General features: G+C 34.5%; 11 protein-coding genes and 1 pseudogene. 6 read left to right on the top strand and 6 right to left on the bottom strand.

Annotated elements, in window-relative coordinates; genetic code table 11:
* Positions 1-829: 829 nt before the first annotated feature.
* The 6 genes and pseudogenes from HCW_RS09805 to HCW_RS08950 all read left to right on the top strand — a co-directional run.
* Positions 830-1,465 (top strand): annotated as a pseudogene (locus tag HCW_RS09805) (protein rep); the annotation flags it as partial.
* 473 nt (positions 1,466-1,938) lie between these two features.
* Positions 1,939-2,280, top strand: a complete 342-nt coding sequence (locus tag HCW_RS08965; protein WP_014661892.1) for a plasmid mobilization protein — start codon at positions 1,939-1,941, stop codon at positions 2,278-2,280.
* Complete coding sequence (locus tag HCW_RS08960) at positions 2,270-4,291, top strand: relaxase/mobilization nuclease domain-containing protein (protein ID WP_014661891.1); 2,022 nt, start codon at positions 2,270-2,272, stop codon at positions 4,289-4,291. The genes HCW_RS08965 and HCW_RS08960 overlap by 11 nt, the downstream gene beginning before the upstream one ends.
* A gap of 286 nt (positions 4,292-4,577) precedes the next feature.
* Positions 4,578-5,789, top strand: a complete 1,212-nt coding sequence (locus HCW_RS08955; protein ID WP_014661890.1) for a replication initiation protein — start codon at positions 4,578-4,580, stop codon at positions 5,787-5,789.
* Positions 5,790-6,007: 218 nt separating this feature from the next.
* Entirely contained in the window at positions 6,008-6,139 is a 132-nt protein-coding gene (locus tag HCW_RS09905) for a hypothetical protein (RefSeq protein ID WP_269208215.1), read from the top strand.
* 285 nt (positions 6,140-6,424) lie between these two features.
* Entirely contained in the window at positions 6,425-7,645 is a 1,221-nt protein-coding gene (locus HCW_RS08950; RefSeq protein WP_043902860.1) for a replication initiation protein, read from the top strand.
* Positions 7,646-7,665: 20 nt separating this feature from the next.
* Here HCW_RS08950 and HCW_RS08945 read toward each other — a convergent pair whose 3' ends face one another.
* From HCW_RS08945 to HCW_RS09190, 6 genes are all read right to left on the bottom strand, one after another.
* Positions 7,666-7,932, bottom strand: a complete 267-nt coding sequence (locus HCW_RS08945; protein WP_014661887.1) for a type II toxin-antitoxin system mRNA interferase toxin, RelE/StbE family — start codon at positions 7,930-7,932, stop codon at positions 7,666-7,668.
* 551 nt (positions 7,933-8,483) lie between these two features.
* Positions 8,484-10,043, bottom strand: a complete 1,560-nt coding sequence (locus tag HCW_RS09615; protein WP_014661885.1) for a hypothetical protein — start codon at positions 10,041-10,043, stop codon at positions 8,484-8,486.
* Complete coding sequence (locus tag HCW_RS08930) at positions 10,043-10,309, bottom strand: type II toxin-antitoxin system mRNA interferase toxin, RelE/StbE family (RefSeq protein ID WP_014661884.1); 267 nt, start codon at positions 10,307-10,309, stop codon at positions 10,043-10,045. Before HCW_RS08930 ends, HCW_RS09615 begins: the two co-directional genes overlap by 1 nt.
* Positions 10,290-10,673, bottom strand: coding sequence for a hypothetical protein (locus HCW_RS08925; RefSeq protein WP_014661883.1), 384 nt, complete (start codon positions 10,671-10,673; stop codon positions 10,290-10,292). The genes HCW_RS08930 and HCW_RS08925 overlap by 20 nt, the downstream gene beginning before the upstream one ends.
* A gap of 211 nt (positions 10,674-10,884) precedes the next feature.
* On the bottom strand, positions 10,885-12,096 hold the full coding sequence (locus HCW_RS09195) for a replication initiation protein (RefSeq protein WP_155802336.1): 1,212 nt from the start codon (positions 12,094-12,096) through the stop codon (positions 10,885-10,887).
* Positions 11,978-12,292: a RepA gene (locus HCW_RS09190; RefSeq protein ID WP_155802334.1), complete on the bottom strand. Its 315-nt coding sequence runs from the start codon at positions 12,290-12,292 to the stop codon at positions 11,978-11,980. The genes HCW_RS09195 and HCW_RS09190 overlap by 119 nt, the downstream gene beginning before the upstream one ends.
* Between the last annotated feature and the right edge of the window lie 173 nt (positions 12,293-12,465).

The following is a 12,465-nucleotide window of genomic DNA, read 5'->3' as shown; positions in this document are numbered from 1 at the left end:
TAACGGAGTGCTACCCACTACAAACTCCCGCCCATTAGTTAGAAACTAATTACTCCAAATTCGCTTAACACTAGGATTAACAACCATGTCATATCGTCTTAGGCTGTTATTATAGTCGTTACTCATTCAAAAACATTTTAGAAAAAAATTAGTGCGAGTATGATTAGAGAGTTCAGTAAAAAATATTTAGGTTATCAACCAAAGATGACAAGAGCCGACAGACTAGCAAGTGAAAAAGCAAGAAAACAAGCCGAACAAGATGCACAAAGAAAAGCATGGGAAAAAATGGAGCGTCAATTTTGATAAGAGCCAAAAATTTTCTTTTTAACAAATTTTACATTTTGGTAAAAAATACATGATTTTTTAAGGTGCTATACCTTCTCTTGATAATATACAAATAATTATTTCTGTGAATTTGGTATTCTAGCCATTTATACAAGGGAGTTACAAGGACATGTTAAAGTGAGATGATTTTTACAAAATTTGAAAGAAAACTCGCTATAATTTTCGGTGACCAAACTTCAAATTAAAGGCGAGTTAAACACATGAAAAATAGTAGCCAAAAACAACTAAAAAATACAAGTAATTTACAAAAAACCCAAGAAAAAATTTTTACCAAGAAAACCAAGTTAAATTGAGCGAACTTTACAAAGAGATAGATTTGCCTAAAAATTCAAGCCGTTGTTTTAATTGCGGAAAAATACTCAAAGGCGGAATTTTTAAAAAATTACCCTACAACCAAGCCGACCTAGAACAAGCTCTAATTTTAGAAACCTTACAAAAAGACTACGACAAAAACGCAACCTACGAAAACCTAGAACAAAAAGTCATGCGTTTAAAATCCTACTACTGCATGAATAAATTCTGCCCTGTGTGTGCATGGAAAAAATCCAACCGAGTAAGCTTACAGCTTTTAAGAGCTTTAGCACTCTATGCCAAAGACAGCCCCAATGTTAAACTAGGCTTTTTGTTTTTAACACTCACTTGTAAGAACCCCAAAATTGAAGATTTAAGCGAGTGTGTAAAAGCCATGAACACGGCATGGTTTAAAATGTGGAGTAACAAAACTCTAAAAGAAAAAGGCAAGAAAGCCCACCGATTAAGCGATAGAATACTAGGCTATTTTAGGGCTACCGAGTTTCTAGGGAGCAACACCCCACTAGGACAAGCCCACCCCCATTTTCATGTGCTTTTAGTCGTTAATGAAAAAAGTTATTTCGGTAAAAACTACATAAGCCAAGCCAAATGGCTAGAAATGTGGCAACGCTACTTTACCTACACCGAAAGTGAAATCCTAGACATACGCAAAATAACGCCCAAATTTAAGCCTAAAACCAAAAATCTACCCAAAGGCATAATAGACATACCCTCCTACATTCTAAACGCAAATAAAAGCGATTTACACGCAAATCTAGCCCAAAACCTACCCAACAGCAACATTGAAGTTTTAGAACACGCCATAAAAGAAGTCAGCAAATACTGCGTTAAGGGCGATAAAATCCAAGAGCTAATCTCTCTTTTTAACTCATTTGTAAGCTCATCTAAACTATCAATTTTTGTAAAATTAGCCCCACTCTCTACATCTTTAATCGCTTGTAAAGTCTCTAAGTTTTTAGCTTTTTTCTCATCTTTTTTAGCTTGTGAGTATTGCTTTTTAATCTCTCTCATTTGTGTTTTAATTTCTAAAACTTTACTTTGATATTTAGCTAATTGTTTTTCTAATTTGCCAAATTCTTTATAAAACTTAACTCCAATTTCTACATCTTTTAACATTTCAGCTCCTTGTATTAAACGACATTGTAGCCCCATTATATCTAAACTTTAATCAATCTATGCTAAACTATAATTAAAAGGGGCGAGCATATATTTTGTATTACAAAATAGCTCGCAGTGGAGCGAACCCCCCCTTGACCCCCCAAAATCAAAATAAGGGAATAAGTGAGTATTCAAACAAATAAACAAGTCATTAAAAGTCTTAGATTATCTAAAGAGCAATGGCAAACTATCCAAACTCAAATGCAAGAAAAAAATCTAAACTTCTCGCAATTAGTTTTAAACTCTCTTTTAACTCAAAACTCACAAGCTCCTATAAAAAATAAAAAACAAAAAGCTATTGTTAATAAAGAGCTAGTTATTGAATTAGCTAAGTGGGGAAACAATTTAAATCAAATTGCTAAACATCTCAACACTAATAAGGGGGTATGGGATAGATTAGCCTTAGAGCAACTGATAGAAATTAGTCATCAATTAGAACAACTAAGAGCTAAGTATGTTAGTTAAATTTTGGGGGACTAATCAAGGGGGCGGTGATGGTGATGGGAGCGTTAATTACTTGCTTAATGAAAGAGTGGAACAAGGCACAGCTAAAGTTTTAAGGGGCGACCCTAATCTAACTAAAAGCCTTTTACTCTCTCTCACTCAAAAACACAAGGCATGTGTTGGGTGCTTATCCTTTGAAGAGCCAAATATTGATGAGAGCCTAAAATACGAACTTATGGAAAGTTTTGAAAATGCCTTACTCACAGAAAACATGCAAAATCGCTACAACATTTTATGGGTAGAACACACAGACAAGGGGCGTTTGGAGTTAAATTTTGTTATACCTAGAATTGATTTGATAACTCAAAAAGCTTTTACCCCTTACTATCATAGTGCGGACATTACACGCATTGACCTATGGAAAGATTGTATCAACCTAAAACACAATTTTACAAACCCTAAAGACTTAGAAAAACAGCACAATATACAACAACACCAAACTAAAAACCCCCAAAATAAAGAACTTTTAGCAACCTATGAAAAACTAGACAAGCTCATACAAGACAACTTAGGAAAGCTATTTAACAGCCGAGATGACATCATTAATTTTTTAAAAGATAGTCAGTGCGAAGTTACTAGACAAGGCAAGGATTATATTAGTGTCAAGCTACCCAACGAACCTAAAGCCAAACGATTGAAAGGATTTTACTACAATGAAACATTTAGAAGTATTACAGACATTAGAGAGCAAATTCGCGAAGTTAGACAGCGAGAGAGCCAACGAGAACGCCCAAATAATCAAAGAGATAGCGACAATCATGCAGAACTTTTGCGAGAGCTTGAAAACAAGCTACACAGACACATTGAATACAAACAACGCTACTATGAAAAATTACATCAATCTACTTCAAACAACAAAAGAGAGCCTAAAGAACAGCTACCTAGAGTTAGAGACAGCCAACAATCAACACAACAAGATTATGCAAACGAAACTACAAGAGCTAGAGAAACAGGTCCACAAGAACCTAGCCAAGAAATCTTTACTAATGCCCCTAACTTTCATTATGGGGCTAGTCATCATGGGGGCAATATTAGTGGGGGCATACTTTCTAATCATTCTACCCAACAAGGACAAGGAATTAGAGCTTTCACAGAAAGAAGTTTTTCAATTAAAGCGAGAGATAGACAGACTAGAAAACGCCAACCTACAGAGAATTTACAACCAAATGCCGACCAAGAAATAAGGGAAAAACATGCAGAACGAATGCTTAAGTATGCTACAGAATGTTTTAATCAAAGAAGTAGAGAACTTACAGAACGAGAAAGAGAGCTTACTACAAGCAAAGAACAGCGAGATAGCGAGTTTAGAGAACGACAGAAACGAGCTATTAACCAAGCTAGAGAAAGTTACAGCAGAATTTCAAAGGCTAAGCAACGATTACGAGAGCCTAGAGACAGAAACCTTAAACTTGAAAGAGAGCTACGAAACATTGCTTCAAACACACAACGCACTACTAGTCAAATTTCAATCCTTAGAAACGACAGAGAGAGCCGAATTAAAGCAAGTGATACAAACCTTAGAACAGAAAGAAATCATGCTCAAAAACGATTTAAAAGCGGACTACGAGCAGATTTTACAACAAGAATTACAGAACGCTCAAATCAAAGAGCAAGAGACTTCACAAGCTCAATACAAGACACTACAAACACAATTAGAGAATTTCAAAACAACTCTCAAACAAGAGCTAGAACAATCTTACACGGAATTTACACAAGAACACGAGACACAATTAACGCAATTAAAAACATCTACAGAAACGCAAAAGAGCGAATTAGCGACTTCTTTCAGCCAACAAATGAGCGACTTTCAAAGCGAATGGAACAAGAAACAAGAGAGCTTTCAAAACGAGTGGGGGAGCAAGAACAACGACTTAGAGAGCAAGATACAAGGACATCAAACTTGGCTGACAAGATTGCAGAGCATAATCAAAAGATAGAAAATAGCAGAAGTAAGGGAATGGGCGGTAGATAGTGGCATTAAAAAAGTAGCTTTTAGCTTTCTAGCCCCCTAAATTACGATATTCAAAAACTAACTAAGAATTTACATTATATCAATTTCTTAGTTATGCTATAATTTGGCATTGAAAAACTCTTTTTTAGGGGTGTTTTTGGCATTGAAAAACTCTTTTTTGGCATTGAAAAACTCTTTTTTGGCGATTTCAAGTCCGTATTCAAGGGGGTTGAAATGGCTGTAAACAAGAATAAAACAAGATTAATAGTTAAACAAGGGCAAAATCAAAAAATTGAAAGGACAAAAAATGGCAAAATCTCTCTCAAACTCTAAACCTAAAACGCCTAAGAAACCTAAAATTCAAAAGGCTTTAATAACCCAAGACAATCGTTTTATCTACTCGCAATACGACATGAACCTTTTGGAGCTGAAATTTTTCTACTGGATAGCTTCTAAGATTAACCCCTTAATAGACACTGATTTTAGGGAATATGAAATCTCTATCCAAGAAATCATGGGCGTTTTAGGGCATAAATCCAAAGACAACCATACCCTTATCAAAGACGCTCTTAAAAACTTGTCTAAAAGAATTGTTGAAGAAGATAATCTCGTAATTAACGAAGTTACCAACAAAGCAAGTGGGACTTATACAGCAATCACTATTTTTGAATTTTTACAATACGATGCCGACAAGTCGGTATTTAAGTGTCAAATCAATAAACGCATGAAACCCTACTTATTAGGGCTTAAAGAGAAATTTACTCAAACTCCTTTAGAGTGTATTTTATCCATGCGAAGTTATTATGGGGTTAGAATTTATCAAATGCTTTTAAGTGAGATACGCCAAAATAGAAATACGCTCAAGCTTAATGTAGCTTATTTACAAAATATCCTAAGTGTGCCAAATAGCTTGTTAGTGTGGCAAGACTTTAAACGCTTTGTTTTGGAAAAAGCCCAAAAAGAAATCAACAAATACAGCGACATTGTGTTAGTAGAAGTTGAACCCCACAAGCAAGGGCGTAAGATTGTAGATATTACTTTCCACTTTGAATACAAGACTACAGACAAAAAGCTTTTACAAGAGCAAAACAAAGAACTAAACTACACTGACAAAATTATTAAGGGATTGAATGCATTTGTAGGTAAAAGCATTGCTTGTCAGCAAAACGCTGATAAGAGCTGGACTTGTGGAGTTTATGACGGCGATTACAAAATTTTGAAATTTGATAGCCTTAGCCAAGAAGTTAAGGACATTGTTACTGAGAATGGTAAAAAGCCCTATAAACACCCCTACATTGTGCGTATAGGCTTGTATTCTAACGCTCCTAGAAAGCTTGTAGCAAATTTTTGTGTAAGAGACTATAAAACGCTTGAAAAGTTAAAAGAACGCCAAGAGATAGCAGAGAGTGAGTTTTATACCGACCTAGAACGCACAAAAACAGCCCTAGAATTTAAAAATGCTCTTAAGCAAGGTAATTTATTAGATTTGCTTGAAAAACGCAAAAAATCGCAAAATTAGCGATTTAAAACGCTAGCAACCATAGACTTTAAGACCCTAGCTTACGCTAGAGCCAAAAAATTTTAGTATAATGGTGTTGCGAGAACCATTATAACTATGATTGCTAATAGTAATTTCATAGTGGGTTATCTCTCTTTCGGGATAACCGCCCACTGAGATCCCCAACCCTAACATACTCCACATAGTCGCAACAAGAGAAAAACCTAAAAAATTACTATTTGCGTAGAGCCAACCAAGATATACGCATTACCAAAACATTTACGAGTATCCAACACAAAAAAGCAAAGTGCGTGGTCGTGGGGGCAGTGGCATGGGCGGTTTGTAGTGGCATTGAAAAAAGTATCTTTTAGCTTTCTAAACCCCTTAATTACGATATTCAAATACTAACTACTACTTTTTTAATTTTATTAAAAATAGTTTTTGTGGTATAATTTAGTGTTTTTGTAGATAAAAAAGTAGTTTTTAGGGGTGTTTTTGTAGATAAAAAAGTAGTTTTTAACGATAAAAAAGTAGTTTTTAGCCCAAAATTCACCCCCCCAGACCCCTAAAACACGAGACCCTTTTTCGTCTAAACAAGAATAAAACAAGATTAATTGTTAAACAAGGGCGAAAAACAAAAAATTGAAAGGAAAAAAATGGCTAAATCCATACCAAATTCAAAACCTAAAAAGAGCTATAAAAAACCCAAAGTTCAAAAGAACCTAATCGCACAAGATAACCGACTGATTTATTCTCAATACGATGAAATGACTACTAATGAGTTAAAGGTCTTTTTATGGTCTGTTTCTAAACTCAATCCTTTACAAGATACGCATTTTATCCCTTGTAAAGCTCCTATTAGTGAAATTTTAGGGGCTTTAGATCATGAAAACTTAGATGCTAACTACACTTACATTAGAAAGCTATGTGATAGTCTTTCTAAACGAGCTTTCACTGATGATACGATTAGTATTGACCCCACAACTAATAAGCAAGTTAAGAGCTTTAGGTCTATGCCTATTTTTCAAGTCTTAGAATACACAGAGGGACAAGCCGAGATTACTTACCAACTTAACGACTATATGCGACCCTACTTACTAGGACTTAAAGAGAGATTTACCCAAACCCCCCTAGATTGTATTTTGCCTATGAAAAGCTATTATGCAATACGCATTTATCAAATGCTTTTAAGCGAAATTAAGCAGAACAAAAACACTTTAAAAATCAATGTAGCTTACTTACAGAGCATTCTAAGCGTGCCAAAGAGCTTGTTAGTATGGGATAATTTTAATCGTAAGGTTTTAAAACAAGCCCAAAAAGAAATCAACAAATACAGCAACATTGTGCTAGTAGAAGTTGAAAACCACAAGCAAGGGCGTAAGATTGTAGATATTACTTTTCATTTTGAATACAAGACTACAGACAAAAAACTTTTACAAGAGCAGAGCAAAGAGCTACATTACATCGAAAAAATTATTAAGGGGTTGAATGCGTTTGTAGGTAAAAACATTGCTTGTCAGCAAAATGCCGATAAGAGCTGGACTTGTGGAGTTTATGACGGCGATTACAAAATTTTGAAATTTGATAGCCTTAGCCAAGAAGTTAAGGACATTGTTACTGAGAATGGTAAAAAGCCCTATAAACACCCCTACATTGTGCGTATAGGCTTGTATTCTAACGCTCCTAGAAAGCTTGTAGCAAATTTTTGTGTAAGAGACTATAAAACGCTTGAAAAGTTAAAAGAACGCCAAGAGATAGCAGAGAGTGAGTTTTATACCGACCTAGAACGCACAAAAACAGCCCTAGAATTTAAAAATGCTCTTAAGCAAGGTAATTTATTAGATTTGCTTGAAAAACGCAAAAAATCGCAAAATTAGCGATTTAAAAAAGCAAAATCCTAAAACAATTCGCTATGGCTACCTAACCTAAGCAACCAAAGAGTGTTATTTTTGACTATATAAACCAACAAAACATCAGGTTTAATGTGGCACTCTCTACAAGGATACCATTCGCCTTTTAGCATGTGGTCTTTATAGTTTGGAGCTAGTGTTTTTTGTTGCCTTAATTCCAAAACCACTTTATCAAGTAGCCTATCATCAAAGCCATTTTTGAGATATTTTTTGTAATCTTTCCTAAACAAATTATGATATTCAATATCCAGCATGTATCTCTAGAGCTTGAGAACTTAGAACAAGAAATTAAGGGGAATAAAACAAGCTTTTTACACAGCATTAAAGAAGTCATAGAAAAGAGCATTGAAAAAAAGCTTAGTTTTACAAAAATACATAGTTTTGGATATTTTAAGATTTTATCCCTAACTATAGCGGATTTTATCCCTAACTATAGCGGATTTTATCCCTAACTTGCCTAAAATTTAGTGATTTTTAGCCTAAAATGGCTTATAGTTAAGGATATTAAGATTATTTATCCACAACTATGCGGATTTTATCCACAACTATAGCGGATTTTATCCACAACTATGCGGATTTTATCCACAACTCATACCTTATAACAAAGTTTTACAAAGTAAAACAAAAAAGAAAAAGAAAAAAAGAAAAAAGCCAAATTAACTTAAGCTTTAGTTTTTTGACTAACTAAATTTTTCACCAAAAAACGCTTAAGTTTCAAACAACAATCGGTTCAAAACCGCTATTTGCTCGTTTCACTCGCTCTGCGGTTTTGTTTTTTTGGCTAGTAAGGGGAAAAAATTGTTTTTTACCTACGCCTTTTGCTATTCTGTGTTGGATATTCGTAGAAATTAGGCTCTATTTCGCTTGTATTTGCGTTTAAATCGTTTTTTAGCTGTGTAGGTATATCGTTAGTCGGTTTTTGATTTTGTGTTGATTGTAGGGCATTCTCGTGCGTTTTTTCTTGGTTGCTGTGTAGTTGTAGTCCTTTGTGAGCTTTGGGGTCATAATCAAGCCACGGCTCATTAGGGTGTAAAGTTTTAGATTGCTCTTTGGCTAATTCTTTAGCTCGCTCTCTTTCTAAACAAGCTTGATAGTGGGCTTTAACTCTAGCTTGTTCTTGTTTTCCAAATTCAATCCAAGGCTCAGTAGCGGTTTGTAGTTGGGCTTTTAGAGTTTGGTTTTCTTGCTGTAGTTCAGTGTTTTTGGCTGTTAGTTCTTGTAGTTTGGTGGTAAGCTCTGCTAATTGCTTGGCATATTCTCTAGCTTGCTGTAGTTCTTGTTCTTTGCTTTGAATTATGCTTTCTTTTGCGTTTAAATCGCTCAAATTTCGTTTTTTATCGTTTTCTAGTAGATTTACTCGGTTTTGCTCTTTTTCAAGCTTTAAAGCTAAAAATCTTAGCTCTAAGATAGGCTTAAAAACAAGTTTCGCACTTTCTTCGTCTATATTGTGGCGTTCCACTAATTTGTAGCACTCGGCAAAAAAACTCTCATCAGTATGTTTTTGTTTGTTTATAGCGTTTAGTTCTCTAAAAAACTCTTTTTTTAATCCTTGTCCCTTACTAGCTTGTCTTATTTGCTCTGTGTATTCTTTTTGCTGTTTTTTAGATAGATACTTTCTAGCGATTGTTCTTTGTCGTTTTATAGTTTGGTTGGCTTGTTCTAACTCCCTTATTAAGGCGGTTATTTGGGTATCTTTGTCGTGTATTTTGCTGTCTTTAGATTGTAATTCAACTTGGTGTAGCTCTTTTTCTTTTAAGCGTTCTTTACGCTCTTTTTCTTTCATTTGGGCGTATTTGCGTGGCTCTATGCGTTTAGCTCCACTTAGTCTTTTATCTTTACCACGCTCCATGCCTAGAATTTGGGCGATTTCGGTTTGCATGTCGGCAAATTTTCTAGGCGATAAGTGGGCTTTTCTCATCATGTTTTTGCCATTTTCTTTGTTGAGCGTAATAAACTCCATATGAGCGTGGTGGTTTATGTGGGGCTGATTATTTTCATCAATATAGCCTTCATCTCTGTGTATAGCGATTTGGTAGCACTGAAAACCATACTTAGCTTGGAAGTGGTCGGCTAGTTTCTCTAAGTCTTGCATGGTGGAAGTTTCTTTGAGATTGACTACTAGGCTCCATTGATAACTTGTGGCTTTAAATTTAGGAGCTTTGGGCTTTTTGTTTTTTTCATAGGCATTGATAGCATTTGTAATAATTTGATTTTTTAATACTCTTGCTTGAGCTGAAGTGCGATTAACTTCATTTTTCCCCCTAAATTCTTGGGGTATTAGATAGCTAGGGGCTAGGGTGCGGTCGTTATGTTTTTCTTGGATATTGTTGGTGGTTTTAAAATTACCACTTGCTAAAATACCCATTAAAACAATTCGCTATGACTACCTAGCCTTACTAAAATAAGCTCATCATCTTTCACTAGATAGACAAGTAGAATGTCGGTTTTTATATGGCATTCTCTGTAGGGTTTCCATTTCCCCTTTAGCTCATGGTCTTTAAATTGTGGTTCTAGTGGTTCTTTTTTTCGTAAGGATAGAATAACTTTATTCAAAACGCTATCATCAAAACTATTCAAAAGTAATTTGTCAAAATCTTTTTGAAAAGATTTTTTAAGAATTAGTTTCAACACCTAAAGCCCTTTTTCTTTCGTTGCTGTAATTAGAAAAATCATCAACTTCTAAACTTGTTTCTTTGTTGTCTATATCTCGCATGGCTTGTTGGGTTTCAAGGTTTGGGGTCTCATGTCCAAAGCAACAATCATTAGCTCTTTTACTATCAAAGGCGAGATTTATTTCTTGTAAGAGTTTGGTTAGCTCATCTAGTTTGTTATTAAAATTTCTGTTTTGTTTTTCTAGCTCTTTATCCATTTTTTCTTTAAAGGCTATTCTGTCGTTCTGTATCTTTTTAATTTTTTGTTCTGTCTTATCCATTAAATTAAAAAGCTGTCTCTTGCTTAAATGTGAGTAGTCTTTTTGTGTAGAAGTATTAGCCATGTCTATTCCCTTAATAAAAATGATAGTTGATTATAGCATGTTTGTTTAATAAGGGGGTTAAGGGGGCTTGCCCCTTACAAATTACCAAACACATGAGCTTGCGAGATGTTTGGATAATTTGCAAATTATCCAAACATACCATATGCCTTAAAAGGCTATGTTGTTTGGTAATTTGCTTTTTGCTTCACTTCGCAAGCTCATAGCAAAAAGGTTAAAACAATTTTTCGCTCAAAATTTCTACATGCTTGATTAAAGTTTGTCTATTAGTAAAAGTGTAGCTTGAAGTGTTATCAAAATGAAATCTTATTTTTTCATTGTCTTTAAAGGTTTCAATTTTTGTAACTAGCACTTCTTTAATTTCGCCATCTTTTGGGTTATTGAACTTAAAAGAGATTGTTTTGTTAAGATAGTGGTTCTCTAAGCTCTTAATCTCATTTTGCTTATAGAAACCCTTAACTTTTTCTTGTTTAGTCTTTTTGATTTCTTGGGTGCGTAAAGTAGTTTCTATGCGATTGTGTTCGTTGGTTTTTGGCTCATGCTTAGTGTAATAAAATTCAATGCCTATGACTTTGTTGTATTTGCCATGAATTTTTTTGTATTCAATGGTGGCATAGGGTTTTTTTAAATCTATGATAAGGGGGGCTTTTTCTTTTTTGTCTATAAATGCCCCCAGCTCTTTACAAATGGGTTTAAGGATTTGGCGTTCAATATCACGCATTTCCATGTTTTTATCTATCCCCATAAACTCCATAAACTCATCAAAATTATTATTAAATCGTAGCAACTCACAATGATTGTTTTCATTTTCTATGTCATCAAATTGCTTAAGCATTCTAAAAAGCGTTTTAGCGTATTTGCTAGAGAGATTTTTAAATTGCTCTAGTTCAAATTGCGTGAAATTGCCCGTTAAATCGTTTAGTAGGTAGGTGTAATGTGGTTTATTGACTTGGACTTCTATGTCTTTAATTTGTGTTTTTTTATCATCGTAGTAGTTGATAGCAAAGGTTCTAAAAAGCATGTGGTTTTCATCTCTGCGGGGTAAGAGTATCCAAAAGTTAGCAAATTTAATGTTATTCCATAGCTTTTTGACAACTTTTGTAAGCTCTTTTCCGCTGATTTTACTATTGCCTATCATCGCCTTAATCTCGCTAGGATTAAACCTTACAAGCGTGTCATCTTGCTCTTTGAGTTTGTCAAAAATAGAGTAAAACAAATTGCTTTCTAATGCCCCTAATTTCCCTAAATAGACCTTGTAAATATCATTGTGGATTGTTACATCATTAGGTCTAACAACTTTTAAATCTTTAGCGAGTATGGCTTTTTTTTGGGTGGCTCTGGCTCTTGTAGGGTTGGTTGTTCTTGTGGTCCTTTGGTTGGTATGGGTTCTTGTTTTTGTTGGGATTTTTTTCTTTTTCAAGTTCATTTAGAAAATTTTCTGTAATGGATTTAAATTTTTGGCTAAAACCCTTTAAGATACTTGGAGTTATGTAGTCTATATAGGCTTGAATTTCTTGTTTCTGTAACTCAATTTGTGGAGTTTGTGGAAGTGTATCTAACTCTTCTAATAATTTTCGTAATTCTAATTCTTGTTTTCTAAGTTGTTCAAAATTCGTATTCATGGGCATTTAATCGCCTTTTTACTACTTGTTTTTCAAAAAGACGATATAATTACAGCAGATAGTTAAACCCCCAAGAGCTGAGAACTCTTAAGGGCTCGTTTTTAATAAAGTGGAAGTGTCAAGATTACCACTAAAACTATCGCTATAACGATTAATCGCATGGTAGTTCCTCC

Source organism: Helicobacter cetorum MIT 00-7128, from assembly GCF_000259255.1.
GTDB lineage: Bacteria > Campylobacterota > Campylobacteria > Campylobacterales > Helicobacteraceae > Helicobacter > Helicobacter cetorum_B.
Note: the sequence above shows the minus strand (reverse complement) of the source record. Positions and strands in the feature narration are given on the sequence as shown.

Excerpts from the sequence above, each read along its gene's own strand:
- HCW_RS08945 (WP_014661887.1), bottom strand. The coding sequence starts at position 7,932 with ATGCTGGATATTGAATATCATAATTTGTTTAGGAAAGATTACAAAAAA.
- HCW_RS08925 (WP_014661883.1), bottom strand. The coding sequence starts at position 10,673 with ATGGCTAATACTTCTACACAAAAAGACTACTCACATTTAAGCAAGAGA.
- HCW_RS08955 (WP_014661890.1), top strand. The coding sequence starts at position 4,578 with ATGGCAAAATCTCTCTCAAACTCTAAACCTAAAACGCCTAAGAAACCT.
- HCW_RS08960 (WP_014661891.1), top strand. The coding sequence starts at position 2,270 with ATGTTAGTTAAATTTTGGGGGACTAATCAAGGGGGCGGTGATGGTGAT.
- HCW_RS08950 (WP_043902860.1), top strand. The coding sequence starts at position 6,425 with ATGGCTAAATCCATACCAAATTCAAAACCTAAAAAGAGCTATAAAAAA.
- HCW_RS09195 (WP_155802336.1), bottom strand. The coding sequence starts at position 12,096 with ATGAACTTGAAAAAGAAAAAAATCCCAACAAAAACAAGAACCCATACC.
- HCW_RS09190 (WP_155802334.1), bottom strand. The coding sequence starts at position 12,292 with ATGAATACGAATTTTGAACAACTTAGAAAACAAGAATTAGAATTACGA.
- HCW_RS09615 (WP_014661885.1), bottom strand. The coding sequence starts at position 10,043 with ATGGGTATTTTAGCAAGTGGTAATTTTAAAACCACCAACAATATCCAA.